Here is a 17194-nt window from a genome sequence, read left to right as displayed (position 1 = left end):
AAACTCTCAAATAAAGTTGACTTTAAGCTCGCTTCTAAAAGCTAGCATTTCTTACTATATATCATACTGGTTGTTTTGTTCAGTTTTCAATGATCAATTGTTTGTCGTTTTTTGCGACGAAATTTAATATATCACCATTTAAATAACTTGTCAATAACTTTTGTTAAAAAACTTATTTAATGAAGAAATTCTATCCTTCAAATCTAAAATGAAACTTATCGTTTCCTTATAGAATAATGTGGTGTCTTCCATACTAAATTTGCTTTGTCGTTCTTGGCGACAAGAAATAATATACCATAACCAATAATACGACGCAAGCTTTTTTTACAAAAAATTATAACAAACGATTTAAAGCATAATAGAAACCAACACCATCCATTACTTTGACCAAAAACAAAAATACTATACCTATTCAATCTCTAGATATAGTATCGAAAAATTATTCAGATTTCACTTGTTGCGGAATATATTTTTTAACTTCTTCTTCTGACGCAACTCTTGTATATAGCCTGAAAAGTAATTTATACCTTTCTCGCATCGATTGTTTTACCAATGTATCAATGCGTTGATCTTCCAAATCGAATAGTAATTCCTCAAGTTCTCGTTTAATCACATATTGTAATTCTAATTGTTCTTTATCATTAATTAATAATCCTAACATAATATTTCACCCCCATCGTCCTTACTTATATATATTCCTTCTTTTCAACAAAAATAAACATAACTAGACATCATAAATATAGTAGACAAGTCATATGGTAGTAATAGAATAAAATTCGGAAAAGGGGTGTGTATCAATGCGGAAACTATATATACTTGATATAAAAAAGCAAAAGAAATTCATTATCATTATACCAGTCGCACTGTTTGTTGCATTCTATCTCTATTTACAATCAACAAGTCTATTTACCTTTTCAAGCCAAGAAGACCCCGCTGCGCTTCATAATGGGAATAAAAAACATTCTTCTATCGCGATTACTTTTAATATTAGCCATGGGACAGAAAAAGTAGAGCCTATATTGGCACAATTGGCAAAGTTAAATACGAAAGCCACATTCTTTGTTAGCGGGGAGTGGGCTGAAAGACATCCAGACTTGTTAGAAAAAATAGTAGAAGAAAAACATGAGATTGGCATGTTAGGTTATCAATATAGCCCATATCAAACAGAAGATATACAAAAGATTAAAAATGATATAACAAAAGCCAAAACAGCATTTGAAAAGTTAGGATACAAAGATACGTATCTTTACCGGACACCAAATGGCTATCTTAATGAAGAAATTCTAAAAGCCGCTGAATTACAAGGATTAAAAACCATTCATTGGAGTATTAACCCAAATGATTGGAAAAATCCAGGAACGGACAAGATAACAGATCACGTATTATCAAATATCAGGAATGGCTCCATCGTTTTGTTACATGCTTCTGATTCTGTGAAGCAAACCGAGAAGGCATTACAGAAAATGTTGCCTGAAATCCAATTAAAAAAGTTTTCGCTAGTCACTATTTCTGAGTTGATTACAAACGTAGACATTAAACAACAAGAATTAAAATAACCTATTTCTCCTATAAGTAGATGTCGATTATATCTGCCCATAAAAAAATAGACCTATTACGGTCTATTTTTTTGCGCCTTTTTCAGTGAGTCTATGCAAAATTAACAATTGATATGTATTACAAATGACTAAAGGTACGATCATCAACCATGCATAATCCCCACCTTCTGTTCTTAGACCAGGGACCCACTCAATAGAAGTGATCACAACCATAAAGAACAACGCTGGAATAAATGCCGTTTTGTTTGTTTCTTTTGCCTTTATTGCCGCTACAATAAAGCCATACACAAATAATGCAATTGCACTCAAAATAAATGTTGTAATCGTGCCACCTTCTAATGATTTATATCTAAAATAAATTAAATCAAATAACGCAAAAGCTATAATTACAATTTGAATCATAGGCCAAAAACTTCTAAATACACTTAAAGCAAATTGATTTGCAGTTAAATACGCAAAAAAGCCCATTTGACTAATCAAACTAAATACAAACCCTAATGTTAGGAAAAATAAAACCACACCTAATATTTCAAACCAATCAAACGGATTCATAAATTTTAAGTATGCATCGTTTTTTACAAAGAAACTTGTGATAAGTGTCGATAAACCTCCGATCAACAATGTAGTAAAAAACAACCGCACAACATTCCGACTCTTCAATTGATAACCCCCACTCCCATATTCACCATTTCATTTATATACAAAAAACATTTTAACATGAACGATAATTTTTTTCGCTTATAATACATAGAAAAATTAATTGGTCCCATATTATAAATAAAGTGAAACTCATTTTGATTGATTTCATAACGAAAGGTAGCGGTATAATGTTCAAACTAAGGTATATTCCATTTCTCATATTATTACTTATTGTCACTAGCTGTGGCGGATCAGAAAATAACGGGAAAGAAGAAGGCAATTATGAAGCAACAAAGAAAATGGTAGCAGATATTCTTAAGACAGATGAAGGAAAAAAGGCCATTACTGAAGTACTTGCAAGTGATGATATGCAACAAACATACGCCATTGATGCCAAAATTGTTAAAACAGCAATTACAGAGGCATTATCATCAGATAAAGGAAAAGAATTTTGGACAAAAATGTTCCAAGACCCTAAATTCGCTGAATCATTTGCCTTAGCATTACAAGAACAGCAAGAAAAAGTAACAAAGAATCTAATGAGTGACCCTGAGTACCAAAAAAAATTAATGGAATTATTCAGCAATCCAGACATGGAAAAGCAAACATTAACTGTATTAACAAGCCAACAATTTCGTTCACATCTTGAAAAGATAATGGACGAGACATTTCAGTCACCTATCTTCCAGGCAAAAATAGCGGAATTACTAATGAATGCAGCCAAAGAAATGAAACCACAATCTGAAGAAAGTGGTGGGAGTGGCCAAAGCGGAGGTAGCGAAGGCGGGAGTGAAGAAGATACAAAAAGCAAAGAAGAGAGTTCTGGTAAAAATAATGAGTCCTCCTAATGTAGAGAAGGTGAACTTTACCTTTACAAAAGCAGGTAAAGTTCACCTAAATTAATTAGACATTTTTTCTTTTTATACTATAAAATAGAACAGTCGAGATACAAATTAGTACTGGTAATCGTTGTTGCTAATATAAAAAAGATAAGAAAAGACACCATTTGATCTACATCAAATCATGCCTTTCCTTCCATCTATTCTGTTTCTCTCATACTTGTCATAATTTTTTCTGCCAATTGTAAATATTCTTTACCATTCGGGTGATCTTCCTGATATACAGATGGAGCGAAGACGCCTTCTTCTTCATATGGTTGTTGTAGCGATAAGCGCCCAACCACTTTCGTGTTTAACACTTCTGCTAATTTATCTCCTCCACCTTTTCCAAAGACATATTCCTTTTCACCGGTAGATTTGCTTATATAATAAGACATATTCTCAACTACGCCTAATATTTCGTGATTTGTATTAATAGCCATTTGGCCTGCTCTTGCCGCAACAAATGCAGCAGTTGGATGTGGTGTAGTTACAATAATCTCTTTAGAACTCGGAATCATATTATGCACATCTAATGCAACATCCCCAGTACCAGGTGGCAAGTCTAGTAATAAATAATCGAGTTCTCCCCACTCTACTTCTTTAAAAAAGCTCGCTAGCATTTTGCCTAATCGTGGTCCTCTCCATATTACAGGCGAATTATCCTCTACAAAAAAGCCCATTGACATAATTTTTACACCAAATCGCTCAACTGGAACAATTTTGTTACCTTTTAACTTAGGACGTTCTTCTACACCCATCATGTCCGGAACACTAAATCCATAAATATCTGCATCAATCACACCAACTTTATTTCCTAGACGCGCCAATGCTACCGCTGTATTTACAGTTACTGTTGATTTCCCAACACCGCCTTTTCCGCTTGCAATTGCTAAGAATTTGGTTTTAGATCCTTCACTCAACAATGTCGGTTTTTCCGCTTTCGTTGGTTGATATTTCGCAATGATTTCTTCAGGCAATTGGGAGAATCTTAGCCCTACTGTTGTTGCACCAATTTGTTTTAATGCTGTAACTAGTTCTTGCTGCAATTGCATCTGCTCAGCAGTATTTGTTTTACCAATTGCTAACTTGACACTCACATGACCTTTATCTTCCTTAATTTGAATTTCTTCTATACCATTTGTTTCCTTAAATGTTTTATGTAAAAAAGGATCTTTCATCTTGTGCAATAATTCTAGAACACTTTTTTCTGTAAGCAAAATACGTCACCTCTAAACTTTATTATTGGTTTCTTACTATTAGTATAACATAAGTCTTGTCAAAACTAAGTGGGACACATCACAAGAGGAAACAAAAAAATTGATGAGCACACACTCATCAATTTTCCGATAATGTTAATTCATCTGTTTGATAGCGAAGAATACCTTGGTAAATACTTGCTGCCATTTTTCGTTGGTAAGTATCAGATTGTAGTAGTGCTAGTTCTTCGTCATTTGATAAAAATCCAATCTCTACTAATGCACTTGTTGCTTCTGCATATTTTAATACAAAAATTTGGTGGATGGCTAATGCCTCACGTTTTGTATTTTCTAAATTTCTAATGATTTCTGACTGAATTGCTTTGGCGAATCGTTCATTCTCTTCACGTCCCGGATAATAAAAGGTCTGGGCACCCTTCCATCGTTTATCTGTCAATGCATTTAAATGGATACTTAGGAATAAATCTGCATTCTTCTCTTCTATAAAATCTACTCTTTTTTGAATATCTTCAGATTTTCTTCGTGATAATCCCTTGGTGTCTTCTCCCGCCAAATCATAATCTCCATCTCTCGTTAGATATACAGTAGCACCCGCTTGCTGTAAATAATCTCTTACCATTTTCGATACTTTTAACGTGATTTCTTTCTCCTGTGTCTTGTCTGACCCGACAGCTCCACCATCTACTCCACCATGTCCTGGATCTAAGACAATGGTTTTTCCTGCTAATGGCAAGGACCATGTCTGCCATGAGTCCATTGTTTGTTGGAGCGGGTATTGAATTAGTATGATAAGTGCAAATACTCCTATTAACCAAAGCAATACTTTCGTTAACTGTGACATTCTGTTACCTCCCATACGAACCTCTAATCCATTGTATGGGACAAGCGAATACATTATGCCAAGAAGCTATTAAAAATCATAGGATGCTTCCTTTTGTTCTCGAATTATACGATGTGATTCTACTGACATGATAGTATCTTCCACTAAGCGCTCTAATCTGAATTGCACATCATCATTTATAATTGTCTGTTTATCAAAGTCCATTTCTTCAATAAATACATATGTTTGAACAATTTGTGCCTTCATATATGCAAGTATTGGCTTTAGTTGTTGCTCTGGCACAAGATAATGCTTACTTGAACCTGCTGTTACCACTATACTTACTACTTTATCTTGGAACGCATTTACTGGTAACAAATCAAATACATTCTTGAGTGTACCAGGGATGGATGCTTGGAATATTGGTGTACCAATGATAATAGCATCTGCTTCCATAATTGTTTTTGTGACATATAATGCATCACCATGTAAATCTAAATAATTGATTCCTTCACTGAATGGTAAGTGATAATCATGTAAATCAATTGTAGTTACTTCATGCTCTGGGTAGCTATCTGCTATCAAATTTGCCGTATGCTTGATTGCTGTTCTTGTTTTTGATCCTACAATCGAGCCAATTAATGTAACTATTCTCATTTTTCATCCTCTTTTCTTGCTGTATACTTTCTAATTGCCGGTAATACTTCTTTACCAATCAATTCAATATTTTTTCGTAACTGTGGAAAAGGAATGCCCCCAAAATCCATTTGGCCAATATATCTTTGATGTCCAAATTGTTCATGCTGATATAAGATTTTTTCAATAACTTCTTGAGGGCTTCCAATATTCATGACATCTCTTGGACTACTTCCTTGAGCAAAATGCTGTTTAGGGAATCCACGTCCGTTTGTTCGTTGCATCCCTTCATTAATAGATGGATAAGTTTCTCGTTGCGCTTGTTGTGTTGTCTCTGCTAAATAGAAAAACCCTGCAGTAGCAACAGGGAAGTCTTCTGGATTATACCCCGATTCCTCTAATGCCTCTCTGTACGTATCGATTGTACGTTTGAAGATTGATACAGGTCCTCCAAGCATTGCAAGAAAAATAGGTACACCTCTTCTAGCTGCTTTAATTGCACTAGTAGGATGACCACCAACCGCTCTCCAAATTGGTAATTTCTCATGATATGGTCGCGGTAATATTTTTGCATCACGGAGCGGCGCACGGAATCTCCCTTGCCAATTCACCGTTTGTTGTTCATTAATTTGTAATAATAGTTCCAATTTCTCTTCAAATAATTCTTCATAATCATTTAAATCATAGCCTAACAATTCAAAATTACCGATACGTGAAGCACGTCCTGCAATAAGCTCTGTTCGACCTTTGGATATCAAGTCAATTGTCGCAAAGTCTTCAAATACTCTGACTGGATCTAATGTGGAGATAATGGTAGAACCACTTGCAATTTTTATCTTCTTTGTTGCTTGTGCAATTGCACTGAGCACAACGGAATGAGCTTGCGTTGTAAAATAATCTTGATGACTTTCCCCTACACTAAAAAAGTCAATACCAACATCATCCGCTAATTTTGCTAATTCAATTATCTCATCTAATCGCTGATGTGCAGGAATTCTTTCACCTGTTGCAGGATTCGGTAAGTGATCTCCTAATGTATATAAACCAAATTCTAGACCTTTATTTTTATCAATCCGATAGTTTTCCATCATTGTTCCCACCTTTTCACTTATTGCTTCTATATGTTATTATGAACTATATCATTACTTTTTGTAAGTACGCACTTTTTTGATGTATAGTATACAAAATGATACTGTGAGGAGACGAACAAATGAAATATGAGACAGGTGCATGTAAAGTAGAAGATGCATTAAATATACTAGTCGGAAAATGGAAGCCGCTAATATTGCTTCATTTATTGAATAATGGTACGCAACGATTCAATGAGTTAAAACGCAGTATACCTGGCATCACTCAGAAAATGCTCACAAAACAATTACGTGAATTAGAAGCGGAAGATATTATTACAAGAGTAGTATATCCAGAAGTTCCACCAAAAGTAGAATATTCTATGACTAAGTATGGAGAAAGCCTTCGTCCTATTCTAGAAGCAATGCATGAGTGGGGAAAAAAACATCAATTGCATAAACAAAAGCACTCAATGTAATGAGTGCTTTTGTTTTTATATAGCGTCAATGCCAAGAAACTAGGCATTGACGCTTTTGCTTTGGCCAGCACTGCCAGTCAGAAACTATGGTACTTCAAAAATCGCCCTACGACAAAGAAGACTTACCTCATGTGGATACATGAGGTATAGTCGCACTTGTACTGTCGAGTATAAGTCATCATCGGTTCGTACCTCACCGTGATTCCTTTTCCACTGTGAAGCGCCCGTAATACCCACAACACAATAATGAGTACTATATTTTTCATATCTGTATTGTGGGTAAACGGTCGCTAACACCCTGATAAGTTTCGCTACCAATCAGTCAGAGTTTGCAACTCTGACTGATTGAAGTCTCACTTTATCTCAGTTGATTTTCTCCATTCCCTACGTTTCTTAACGACTGGCAGTGCTTTTGATTTTTAAGGTAATAATTTAATGGATTCTTCGATAAATGCAGGTAAATCATCTGGCGTTCTGCTTGTCACAAGTTGATTTTGACAAACGAACACCTCTTTATCGTGTACATTTGCTCCTGCATATTCTAAGTCTACATGGATAGATTTAAATCCAGTCACATCTCGACCTTCTAATGTTTTTGCAGTAATTAATAATTGTGGTCCATGACAGATTGCGAAGACTGGTTTCTTCTTATCCATAAAATGTTTCGCAAATTGAACAAAGCGATCGTCTGCTCGTAACATATCTGGCGAAAATCCACCTGGAATAAATAATGCATCAAAGTCATCTGCAGACACATCATCAATGCTGTAATCGATTGTTACTGTAGCTTCTCCTTGTTTCCCTTTTACTTCTTTTCCCTTTTCTGACTCAATTGTTACCACTTCATGTCCAGCTGATTTAAATTCCTTTGCTGGCTCTGTATATTCAGAGTCCTCGAAATAATCTGTGATTACTGTTGCTATTTTTGCCATTTGTAAGAACACTCCTCTAATAATAGTATTGTGATTCTCTTACATATATCATGTATGTGTCAGACACATACTGATTCAAGTCTTACTTTATACTTCTACCACGATTGTATACGTGGTAAACATTTCTATTCCATATTTTTAATATGTTGTAAACATTGTTAGCTTTTGGATTGTGTACCCGATGCGCTTTAGAATAGGTAAAGACTCTTTTTCTTCATATGGCAGTGTGAAGACAGCATCTTCGTTCTCCCATAGCCTATGAAAGTAAGTATCTACATCTGCAACAATCTCTGTATCATTCTTCGCTTCAACCGCGATATTTGTCTCCAAATTATAATCATTTAAATTCCGAGAAGTATAATTGGCAGATCCTCCTATCATCTTAGATGTCTCACCATAATTTACATATAGTAGCTTAGTATGAAATTGTTCCTTATTTACGTTATACCATTTTACTTCTAGATGATTGTTTCCATCTTCTAATAATTCATCAGCCATTGGAATATTTGGCACGCCAATTTTTTGCTGCCCGAATGCATTTTCATTTGGATCAAGAATTAATTTTACATGTACCTTTCTTTCTGTCGCTTCTTCGATTGCATCAATAATACTTCTGTCGGCTATATAAAACATTGCTACCCAGATTGTATCTCCTTGTTCCGCTTGTTGGATTGCTTCAACTACTGCATCTTCTATCTTTTGCTCTGTAAGTAATTGAACCGTGACATCTGTGGAAGAAGTGCTAGTGTCCTCTATATACGTATTAATTTCTTCCTCTATTGGGAATGCATTTACATTTCCACCAGAGAATTGAACAACTGCTTTTTCAGATGCTAGCATGTCTTTGAGAATTTCTCCTTTTACTTTCCAACCAATATTGGAATGAAATCCACTTGCATCATGTGCATTCGCAGACAGAACTAATCCTTCTTTTTCTGTGATAATTACTTTCCTGTGGTTTGCTTTCACATTTAGTGTCTTTAAGTAAGAGCGTATGGTCACATCAGGACTAGGTTCACCAAATGGATTTGGTAAAAAGCCATTCCCTCCTTGCCCAAACCACTGGAAGAACATTCTCCACACACCTGAATAGAGTGGATTCGGATCTCTTAAACGGTCTAAATCTGTATACACTACTTCCACTCCGATTTGTTCAAGTGAATCAATGTATTTCGCTTCATGCGAGTAATATGTTGTATTAATTGGATCTGTAATCACAACTACTTTTAAATCAGGGAATTTCTCCTTTTGCAATGTGATCTTTTCTTTTAACTTTGCGCTTAACTTCGGATAATCTCTATCTGTTGATGAAGAATCATTTATCATAAACATATCAATGATCAAAAATTTCTCTGCATCACCAATCACTTGATATACTTGTTCAAATATTTCATGCTCGTAATGCTCTTCCTCATTCTTTGTATACGTTAAATCAACTAAAAATTCAACATCCTTTTCATCTATTGCGTGCTTTTCACCTTTTACAGAGACACCTTCAGGTAATGGCTTCACTTGGTGGTAAACAATCACGCATAGATATATGACAAGAAATAAGATAAAGGCATAACGCTTTTTGACATACCATTTATTTTTCATGTTTTTTACCTCAGTTGTTTAGTTATGTGCACATTTCTATTCCCTAAAAAGTATATATAGAAACACCCCTAATAGGGACTTTTATTTATTTTATAGTAAGTTAAGTGATTCGCGAATAAATGCTGGCAAATCATCTGGTGTTCGACTTGTAACAAGTTGCTTCTGACAAACAACCACTTCTTTATCATGGAAATTTGCACCGGCATTTTCTAAATCAACTTGAATTGATTTATACCCTGTTACATCTCTTCCTTCAAGTGATTTTGCTGTAATGAGTAATTGTGGACCATGGCAGATAGCAAATACTGGTTTATTCGCATTCATAAAGGCTTTTATAAATGCAACAAATCGATCGTCTGCACGTAATTGATTTGGCGAGAAACCACCCGGATAAATTATGTTTTTCAAAGATAAGCAGAAAGATGGTTGAAGAGTTTTTAACATGGTTGGAAGATACAAAAAATTATTCTATTTCAACCAGAAATCAAAGATTGGCAGCTTTACATGCATTCTTTCGGTATTGACAAATTGAAGCCCCACAATATATGGAATTGTGCAATTCTATATTATCAATAGGTTCCAAAAAAACGCCAGTGGTTGAAATGAACTATATATCTATAACAGCAATTAAAGAACTGTTGGCTACTCCTGATATATCATCAAAAGAAGGTCGCAGGGATTTAGCCATTCTTTCATTACTTTATGATTCAGGAGCAAGAGTCCAGGAACTAGCAGATGTATTAGTGGGCGAAAGAATCAAAGGATCAGCAACCATACGTCTAACTGGAAAAGGTAACAAAACAAGGATTATTCCAATAATGCCTCAAACTATAAATATCGTGAAAGCTTATATAAATGATTACGGTTTATTTAACGAATTGAAAATCTCAACACCTTTATTTTTTAACAAAAACCAAGGAAAACTAACACGGGCTGGAATCTCATATATATTAAATAAGTATACAAAGACTGCGAGAAAAAAATGTCCAGACCTATTCCCAAACAAAGTTTCGCCACATATATTTAGACATAGTAAAGCAATGCATTTGTTAGAAGGTGGCGTTAACTTAATATATATAAGAGACTTTTTAGGACATTCATCGGTTACTACGACTGAAATTTATGCAAAATCTAATCCAGACTTAAAACGTAAAGCTATCGAACAAGCAAGCCATAATGTAATTCCAGAAGAAAAGTTTACTAAAAATGAAAAAGATGATTTATTGAACTGGTTAAAAGAATTTATTTAGCATTTTTTATGCAAAGTTGGATGTTAAAATTTCCATAAAGACAAGGCTTTTAGCATTCAACTTCACATAATATTAAGCTTTCCATAAGATGAAATCGGGTATCTCCCCATTGATGCAGAAGATGCGAAACTCTTTTTTCAATCGATAGATTTACGGTATGAAAAGAAAAGTACGATATTTACAACCAATTCAAATTTCAAAGATTGGGGAGAAATTTTTCAAGATCCTAAAATCGCCAACGCCATCTTAGATCGAGTTCTCCACCACGCAACGGTCGTAAGTATTATGTGGTGTAATTGGTAATATCATTGCGGGTATCGTTGGTGGTTGGTTAGGTTCCATTATCATGGGAGATCTCGGGCCAGAAATCGGTGGCTTTAATATCATCCCTACATTAATTGGAGCTATCTTAGTTATTGCGATTACCAGTGCAATATTAAGTCGTTCGAAAAAATAATAGATTGATTAAAAAGCGGATTGGCTCAAAGGATTCATGCTAACCCGCTTTATTTTAATTATTATTCTTTTAAGACAAAGTAATCATTCTCTTATTGCATTTGCAAAGTGAACTTTCTTTTACTCTACAGGAAGGTGCATCATTCATATTATAATCATGGGGAAGTATTTTTCTATTATTAGTAGTATAGAACATTTACTTTATTACATTCTGTGCATTGTTCGTAATACGAATTTTTTGCAAAATATTGGTGATCACAATTTTGTTGAATTTCTTTTAGACACCCCTGTAAAAAATCAAGGCGAGTCTTTAGTTGATTGATTTCTTTTTCAATTTTTTCGACTTTCATTTGATTACCTTACCCCTTTCGAAAAATTATGAGTATATATTACCGCCTGTTTGTTTAAATTCTTGGGCCTTTTCCTTCATTCCTTTTTCAATGACTTCATCCATCTTCAGCTTATTTTCTCTTGCATAATTCCGAATATCTTGAGAGATTCTCATGCTGCAAAATTTAGGTCCGCACATGGAACAAAAGTGTGCGGTTTTCGCCGCTTCTGCTGGTAATGTTTCATCATGATATTCCATGGCACGTTCAGGGTCTAAAGATAAATGGAATTGATCTCTCCAACGGAATTCAAAACGGGCTTTTGATAAGGCATCATCCCTTATTTGTGCCCCTGGATGTCCTTTTGCTAGATCAGCAGCATGTGCCGCAATTTTATACGTAATGACCCCTTCTCGAACATCATCTTTATTGGGTAAACCTAGATGTTCTTTTGGAGTTACATAACATAGCATGGCTGTACCATACCAGCCAATCATTGCCGCACCTATGGCAGATGTAATATGGTCATAGCCCGGAGCGACATCTGTTGTAAGTGGTCCAAGTGTATAAAAAGGAGCTTCTTTACACACTTCCAATTGCTTATCCATATTTTCTTTGATTAAGTGCATGGGCACATGTCCCGGTCCTTCTACCATCACTTGAACATCATGCTCCCAAGCAATTTTCGTTAATTCACCTAGTGTATCCAATTCCGCAAACTGTGCTTCATCATTTGCATCGGCAATCGAGCCTGGACGTAAACCATCTCCTAGAGAAAATGCAATATCATATGATTTCATAATCTCACAAATTTCCTCAAAATGAGTATATAAGAAGTTTTCTTTATGGTGGAATAAACACCATTGTGCCATAATCGATCCACCACGGGATACAATACCTGTTACACGTTTTGCTGTTAAGGGGACATATCGTAATAAAACGCCCGCATGGATCGTAAAATAATCAACACCTTGTTCCGCTTGTTCAATTAATGTATCACGGTAGATCTCCCAAGTGAGATCTTCTGCGATCCCATTTACTTTTTCAAGTGCTTGATAAATTGGCACTGTACCGATTGGAACAGGTGAATTACGCACAATCCATTCCCGGGTTGTATGGATATTTTTCCCTGTGGACAAATCCATGATATTGTCAGCTCCCCAACGAGTTGCCCAAATCATTTTTTCCACCTCATTTTCAATAGAAGATGAAACGGCAGAATTTCCAATATTTGCATTAATCTTCACATGGAAATTGCGACCGATAATCATCGGTTCTGCTTCTGGATGATTGATATTTGAGGGAATAATGGCCCTACCTTTGGCCACTTCGTCACGTACGAATTCAGGTGTCATATTCTCTCTAATGGCAATAAACTCCATTTCAGGTGTAATGATTCCTTTTCTCGCATAATGGAGTTGTGTCACATTTTTCCCTTTTTTTGCGCGAAGTGGTTTTCTCTTTAAACCTGGAAACACCTGATGGTTTGCACGCGGATCCTTTATATCTTTGTATCCATTATCCTCAGGCTTGATTTCCCTTCCATCATATTGCTCGACATCCCCACGCTCTTGAATCCATGAACGACGAATAGGAGATAAACCTTTTGTAATATCTACCGTATAATCTTCATCCGTGTATGGCCCGCTCGTATCATATACACGCACAGGTTCATTTTCTTCTTCACCATAGACCCCTGTAGTTGGACTTAATTCAATTTCACGCATAGGTACTCGAATATCCGGCCTAGAACCTGTTACATACGCTTTTTTACTACCTGGTACATTCGTTTTGATGGAAATACTTTCTTTGTTTAATGAAATAGTTGACATAAAAAAAATCTCTCCTTTTTGTGAGTTAAAGGACGAGATATGGCACATAACAAGTGGAATAGCTAGACTTTTGACAAACATAAAAAAGCCGGCATCCAATAAATTGGCTGGACCCGGCTAAAATGTATACAGAAGTAATATGCTACATGAATCAATTTAACTTCCCCACGCTGGTATGAACCAGATCAGGTCCCAAGAGTCAAGAAACCTCATCGCGTTTCTTTCTCAGTCCAACTCATTGGACTCCCCTAGTTATTTCTTATTCAATTTGTTTTCATTATATATGAACTTCGATAAATATAAAAGGAATATTCCGAAAACAATTCAAAAGAACTATTATTTGTGTTGTAAAATACATGTTTATTCGAGAGAAGACTTCAGCAGTAAAGTTATTTTTTTCGCAGCAAACTTTTAGAAATAGTTAGTCAATGCAAGCGAAAGTGCTGTTACTAATTATAAATCTTTCCTAAATTTTGCCTTCATACCTACTATTCCAGTTACAAAAATGTGTAAATATAAATCTTTTCATATCACTTCTACAATGACTGTATAAGCGTAGATATAACAAAATAAGCAACAACACCTAAGAAAAAATAAAACAAATTCTTCTTCATAGGCTAGTCTCTCCTTTCTGTATACTCTCTTTGTTAAATATAATATATTCTTTTAAAGCATTCTAGAATCTATATTTCTTCTCATTTAGAACAATAATTATTTAAATTTCACTTTTGTATATTTATTGAATGTTACTTGGTTTATTTTTCAAAAGATTCTTCGATAACAATACTGTAAGAGATATTAAGTTTATTCAAAACCCAAGCCTGAAACTTCTTTTCCAATTCTTTCTTTAGAGTTTTCTCATCTACATTTTTATTAATTTCTAATTCTTCAAATGTAAATGTTTCTGTTGCTTTAGTATCTTCAGAAATAGATGGATTGAATGAAAAAGTTACTTTTTCATCATTTACTACTGTGCTTAGCATTTTTCTAGTTTCAACATCCTATTTACTTACGAACTTAAAAGGATTAAATACTATTATCTAATTTTTAATCCTAATAACGAAGCGAATTGTATCGCCTGAGACGTTGATACTATACAGCCTTTTAAATTCTCTATAGAAACAATTAAAGAATCAAAATGGGAAGAGCTTAGATCAATTCCTTTTAAAGGTGTTCCATCAAAGCTTGCATCATTAAGATTACACGAAAGGAATTCTACTTTTTTAAGCTTACAATCATAAAGGTCAGCGCCTTCTAATTCAGCATTATCAAAAATTACCTTTTCAAACTTTGAGTTACCGAACATAACCATATCAAGAATGGAATCCTTAAATCTTGTATTACCAATATAAGATTCTGTTAGGTTGCTGCCTAGCAACTTACAATTAATAAACTCCACTCGATTGATGGAAGCATTACTTAAATCAGCATTAGATAAATCGCAATTCTTAAAAACTACATCGGTAAGATCTATACGTTTAAAATCTGTATTTGTAAAATTACAATTCTTAATCACTGTTTTATATAATCTCACTCGATGAAGTACTTCGTTGTTAAAATCCGAGTCTGAGATCATACACATTTCAAATTCTAAATCTTCTTCGTAAAAAATATCTGTAAATCTTTTATCACTTAAATTTTCAGGAATCTTAGGTACATCAATCTTCATTGTAAACTTACCTACTTTCCAAAGAGTTTCAATCATTTATTTAGCTTCTAGATACAAATATAAAGGAACGGTCGATCTCTTACAAGGGTATAGCTTTAAGAAATCGAGTAGAGGGAAAAGTTGATTAAACTTTTCGCCCCTCTCACACCACCGTACGTACGGTTCCGTATACGGCGGTTCAATTTATATCACAGTGTGTACTTTTAAATAATAGTCTTGGGCAAAGGGGATTCCTCTTTGCCTTAAGCGTTTATTAGATAAAGCCCTTTGAACTACCTTCGATAGTCCAATAAAACGATAACCTTTTCGACAGTGAGTTAGACCCTTGGCTTCCTCGAGAGGAATGCCAAGTCGTACGAGAGATTTAATTCTTTTCTGGTTCTTCTTCCATTGTTTCCAAATAATCACACGTAGTCTAGAACGCAACTTCGCGTCGATTATTCCAAGTACTCTTTTCATATTGGCTATCTTAAAGTAATTGACCCACCCATAAATGACTTGTCTCAGTTTAACGATTCTAACGTCTAAAGAAATACTCCAGTTTCGTTTCGTTAACTGACGTAACTTTCTTTCAAATTTCTGAATTGATTTTGGATGTGGTCTTAGCTGGAATTTCTTTTGGTTTGAATCGAAATAGAAACCAAACCCTAAGAACTTTGTTTTAGTAGGACGAGATATTCTACTCTTCTCCACATTTATTAACAATCCCAATTTCTTTTCGATAAATTTTGTAATAGAAGTAAGTACTCGATTCGCTGCCTTTTCACTTCTAACGAAAATTAGGCTATCATCTGCGTATCTAACGAAACACAATCCTCTCAGTTCTAATTCCTTGTCCAACTCATTCAACATGATGTTACTTAAGAGTGGACTCAGGTTCCCTCCTTGAGGAGTTCCAAGTGGTGTATCCTCGTATTTTCCATTGACCATTACACCACTAACGAGATATTTCCTTATGAGAGATATGACATCTCCATCTTTAATCGTCTGGGGAATAATTCTCATCAGCTTGTCGTGATGAACGGTGTCAAAGAAACGTTCTAAATCAATATCTACCAACCAACTATGTCCATCATTGATATATTCTAGCGCTTTGGTTACTGCCATTCCGCAACTGCGTCCTGGTCTAAAACCATAACTATACTCGCTGAATTGTTGTTCAAAAATCGGGCTTAGTTTCTGATTGATAGCTTGTTGAACCACTCTGTCGACAACTGTAGGAATGCCTAACTTACGCATTTTTCCATTCTCTTTTGGAATCTCTACTCGCAGTGCAGGTGCTGGTTTGTACTTTCTCTTTCGTATTTGCGTACGGAGTTCATCTTTGTGTTCTCTGAGGTGTGCTTTCAATTCTTCTACACTTACCCCGTCAACTCCACTCGCACCTTTATTGCGGTATACACGTTTGTAGGCTTCATTCATATTTTGATTACTTAAGATTTCCTCTAAAAGTTCCACACTCGTTCCTTCCTTTCCTTTCATGTGACGAAAAGACATTTCACTTTTGAGTATCCTCTGAGATACGCTCATATTTTCCTCATTAACACATTCTGAAATATATCCTTCGTGCAATCATGGCGTAGAAACACTATAAATTGTTCCGTCCTTCATGACTATGGTCACTACTACGACTTCGGCTGACTTCTCACGATAAACCTTTTTCGACCGACTTTCTTAATAGGGGACTCCTTAGCCGTCCGTGAGACCTCCCAGGGTAAGACAACTATCTTTCCTCTTTTACTCGTCTAATTTACCCGATAGGGTTACGCACATCTTTTGGACTTTGACTTGTGTAGGAGCCTTGTCCACCTATCGAGCCTTAGTATTAGATTTCT

17 protein-coding genes, 3 pseudogenes and 1 riboswitch are annotated in these 17194 nt (G+C 35.2%); of the genes and pseudogenes, 7 read left to right on the top strand and 13 right to left on the bottom strand.

Annotation, left to right across the window (positions count from 1 at the left end; all coding sequences use genetic code 11):
* Positions 1-439: 439 nt before the first annotated feature.
* Positions 440-661, bottom strand: a complete 222-nt coding sequence (locus ACFOZ1_RS16010) for a hypothetical protein (protein WP_390200887.1) — start codon at positions 659-661, stop codon at positions 440-442.
* 136 nt (positions 662-797) lie between these two features.
* Between ACFOZ1_RS16010 and ACFOZ1_RS16005 the strand changes: the two genes are divergently transcribed.
* Positions 798-1556, top strand: a complete 759-nt coding sequence (locus ACFOZ1_RS16005; protein ID WP_390200885.1) for a polysaccharide deacetylase family protein — start codon at positions 798-800, stop codon at positions 1554-1556.
* Between the two features lie 63 nt (positions 1557-1619).
* On the opposite strand, the gene ACFOZ1_RS16000 is transcribed toward ACFOZ1_RS16005, so the two are convergent.
* Positions 1620-2216 carry a KinB-signaling pathway activation protein gene (locus ACFOZ1_RS16000; RefSeq protein WP_390200883.1) on the bottom strand — a complete coding sequence of 199 codons (597 nt, stop codon included), beginning with the start codon at positions 2214-2216 and terminating at the stop codon, positions 1620-1622.
* A gap of 167 nt (positions 2217-2383) precedes the next feature.
* On the opposite strand from ACFOZ1_RS16000, the gene gerD reads away from it, so the two are divergent.
* The gene (gerD, locus tag ACFOZ1_RS15995) at positions 2384-3043 is read left to right on the top strand and encodes a spore germination lipoprotein GerD (protein ID WP_390200882.1); all 660 of its coding nucleotides are present in this window, start codon (positions 2384-2386) and stop codon (positions 3041-3043) included.
* A 191-nt stretch (positions 3044-3234) separates the two neighbouring features.
* Here the strand turns inward: gerD and ACFOZ1_RS15990 are convergent, their stop codons facing one another.
* The 4 genes from ACFOZ1_RS15990 to ACFOZ1_RS15975 form a co-directional block, all read right to left on the bottom strand.
* On the bottom strand, positions 3235-4293 hold the full coding sequence (locus ACFOZ1_RS15990) for an Mrp/NBP35 family ATP-binding protein (protein WP_390200880.1): 1059 nt from the start codon (positions 4291-4293) through the stop codon (positions 3235-3237).
* A 118-nt stretch (positions 4294-4411) separates the two neighbouring features.
* Complete coding sequence (gene cwlD / locus ACFOZ1_RS15985) at positions 4412-5134, bottom strand: N-acetylmuramoyl-L-alanine amidase CwlD (protein ID WP_390200878.1); 723 nt, start codon at positions 5132-5134, stop codon at positions 4412-4414.
* Between the two features lie 69 nt (positions 5135-5203).
* Complete coding sequence (locus ACFOZ1_RS15980; protein WP_390200876.1) at positions 5204-5770, bottom strand: NADPH-dependent FMN reductase; 567 nt, start codon at positions 5768-5770, stop codon at positions 5204-5206.
* On the bottom strand, positions 5767-6837 hold the full coding sequence (locus tag ACFOZ1_RS15975; RefSeq protein WP_390200875.1) for an LLM class flavin-dependent oxidoreductase: 1071 nt from the start codon (positions 6835-6837) through the stop codon (positions 5767-5769). Before ACFOZ1_RS15975 ends, ACFOZ1_RS15980 begins: the two co-directional genes overlap by 4 nt.
* Positions 6838-6959: 122 nt before the next feature.
* Between ACFOZ1_RS15975 and ACFOZ1_RS15970 the strand changes: the two genes are divergently transcribed.
* Positions 6960-7295: a winged helix-turn-helix transcriptional regulator gene (locus ACFOZ1_RS15970; protein WP_390200873.1), complete on the top strand. Its 336-nt coding sequence runs from the start codon at positions 6960-6962 to the stop codon at positions 7293-7295.
* 419 nt (positions 7296-7714) lie between these two features.
* On the opposite strand, the gene ACFOZ1_RS15965 is transcribed toward ACFOZ1_RS15970, so the two are convergent.
* The 3 genes and pseudogenes from ACFOZ1_RS15965 to ACFOZ1_RS15955 all read right to left on the bottom strand — a co-directional run.
* Positions 7715-8227 carry a type 1 glutamine amidotransferase domain-containing protein gene (locus tag ACFOZ1_RS15965; RefSeq protein WP_390200871.1) on the bottom strand — a complete coding sequence of 171 codons (513 nt, stop codon included), beginning with the start codon at positions 8225-8227 and terminating at the stop codon, positions 7715-7717.
* Between the two features lie 138 nt (positions 8228-8365).
* Entirely contained in the window at positions 8366-9823 is a 1458-nt protein-coding gene (locus tag ACFOZ1_RS15960) for a phospholipase D family protein (protein ID WP_390200869.1), read from the bottom strand.
* Between the two features lie 90 nt (positions 9824-9913).
* Positions 9914-10222: pseudogene (locus ACFOZ1_RS15955) on the bottom strand (DJ-1/PfpI family protein); the annotation flags it as partial.
* On the opposite strand from ACFOZ1_RS15955, the gene ACFOZ1_RS15950 reads away from it, so the two are divergent.
* The 4 genes and pseudogenes from ACFOZ1_RS15950 to ACFOZ1_RS15935 form a co-directional block, all read left to right on the top strand.
* On the top strand, positions 10162-10347 hold the full coding sequence (locus tag ACFOZ1_RS15950) for a phage integrase N-terminal SAM-like domain-containing protein (protein WP_390200868.1): 186 nt from the start codon (positions 10162-10164) through the stop codon (positions 10345-10347). The pseudogene ACFOZ1_RS15955 and the gene ACFOZ1_RS15950 overlap by 61 nt on opposite strands.
* Positions 10348-10425: 78 nt before the next feature.
* Positions 10426-11073 carry a tyrosine-type recombinase/integrase gene (locus tag ACFOZ1_RS15945; protein ID WP_390200867.1) on the top strand — a complete coding sequence of 216 codons (648 nt, stop codon included), beginning with the start codon at positions 10426-10428 and terminating at the stop codon, positions 11071-11073.
* 87 nt (positions 11074-11160) lie between these two features.
* A pseudogene (locus ACFOZ1_RS15940) lies at positions 11161-11376 on the top strand (ATP-binding protein); the annotation flags it as partial.
* Positions 11363-11530: pseudogene (locus ACFOZ1_RS15935) on the top strand (GlsB/YeaQ/YmgE family stress response membrane protein); the annotation flags it as partial. The pseudogenes ACFOZ1_RS15940 and ACFOZ1_RS15935, both read left to right, overlap by 14 nt.
* Before the next feature lie 375 nt (positions 11531-11905).
* Here the strand turns inward: ACFOZ1_RS15935 and thiC are convergent.
* From thiC to ltrA, 4 genes are all read right to left on the bottom strand, one after another.
* A complete protein-coding gene (gene thiC, locus ACFOZ1_RS15930; protein WP_390200865.1) occupies positions 11906-13690 on the bottom strand; it encodes a phosphomethylpyrimidine synthase ThiC in 1785 nt (594 codons plus the stop codon).
* 145 nt (positions 13691-13835) lie between these two features.
* Positions 13836-13950, bottom strand: a riboswitch (TPP riboswitch).
* Between the two features lie 495 nt (positions 13951-14445).
* Positions 14446-14673 carry a hypothetical protein gene (locus tag ACFOZ1_RS15925; protein ID WP_390200864.1) on the bottom strand — a complete coding sequence of 76 codons (228 nt, stop codon included), beginning with the start codon at positions 14671-14673 and terminating at the stop codon, positions 14446-14448.
* Positions 14674-14726: 53 nt separating this feature from the next.
* Positions 14727-15359, bottom strand: a complete 633-nt coding sequence (locus ACFOZ1_RS15920; RefSeq protein WP_390200892.1) for a pentapeptide repeat-containing protein — start codon at positions 15357-15359, stop codon at positions 14727-14729.
* A gap of 183 nt (positions 15360-15542) precedes the next feature.
* Entirely contained in the window at positions 15543-16817 is a 1275-nt protein-coding gene (ltrA, locus tag ACFOZ1_RS15915; protein WP_390200862.1) for a group II intron reverse transcriptase/maturase, read from the bottom strand.
* Between the last annotated feature and the right edge of the window lie 377 nt (positions 16818-17194).

The sequence above is a fragment of the Gracilibacillus marinus genome (assembly GCF_042651725.1).
In the GTDB taxonomy this organism is placed as follows: Bacteria; Bacillota; Bacilli; order Bacillales; family Amphibacillaceae; genus Gracilibacillus; species Gracilibacillus marinus.
Note: the sequence above shows the minus strand (reverse complement) of the source record. Positions and strands in the feature narration are given on the sequence as shown.

Excerpts from the sequence above, each read along its gene's own strand:
- ACFOZ1_RS16010 (WP_390200887.1), bottom strand. The coding sequence starts at position 661 with ATGTTAGGATTATTAATTAATGATAAAGAACAATTAGAATTACAATAT.
- ACFOZ1_RS16005 (WP_390200885.1), top strand. The coding sequence starts at position 798 with ATGCGGAAACTATATATACTTGATATAAAAAAGCAAAAGAAATTCATT.
- gerD (WP_390200882.1), top strand. The coding sequence starts at position 2,384 with ATGTTCAAACTAAGGTATATTCCATTTCTCATATTATTACTTATTGTC.
- cwlD (WP_390200878.1), bottom strand. The coding sequence starts at position 5,134 with ATGTCACAGTTAACGAAAGTATTGCTTTGGTTAATAGGAGTATTTGCA.
- ACFOZ1_RS15980 (WP_390200876.1), bottom strand. The coding sequence starts at position 5,770 with ATGAGAATAGTTACATTAATTGGCTCGATTGTAGGATCAAAAACAAGA.
- ACFOZ1_RS15975 (WP_390200875.1), bottom strand. The coding sequence starts at position 6,837 with ATGGAAAACTATCGGATTGATAAAAATAAAGGTCTAGAATTTGGTTTA.
- ACFOZ1_RS15970 (WP_390200873.1), top strand. The coding sequence starts at position 6,960 with ATGAAATATGAGACAGGTGCATGTAAAGTAGAAGATGCATTAAATATA.
- ACFOZ1_RS15965 (WP_390200871.1), bottom strand. The coding sequence starts at position 8,227 with ATGGCAAAAATAGCAACAGTAATCACAGATTATTTCGAGGACTCTGAA.
- ACFOZ1_RS15960 (WP_390200869.1), bottom strand. The coding sequence starts at position 9,823 with ATGAAAAATAAATGGTATGTCAAAAAGCGTTATGCCTTTATCTTATTT.
- ACFOZ1_RS15950 (WP_390200868.1), top strand. The coding sequence starts at position 10,162 with ATGCAACAAATCGATCGTCTGCACGTAATTGATTTGGCGAGAAACCAC.
- ACFOZ1_RS15945 (WP_390200867.1), top strand. The coding sequence starts at position 10,426 with ATGAACTATATATCTATAACAGCAATTAAAGAACTGTTGGCTACTCCT.
- thiC (WP_390200865.1), bottom strand. The coding sequence starts at position 13,690 with ATGTCAACTATTTCATTAAACAAAGAAAGTATTTCCATCAAAACGAAT.
- ACFOZ1_RS15925 (WP_390200864.1), bottom strand. The coding sequence starts at position 14,673 with ATGCTAAGCACAGTAGTAAATGATGAAAAAGTAACTTTTTCATTCAAT.
- ACFOZ1_RS15920 (WP_390200892.1), bottom strand. The coding sequence starts at position 15,359 with ATGAAGATTGATGTACCTAAGATTCCTGAAAATTTAAGTGATAAAAGA.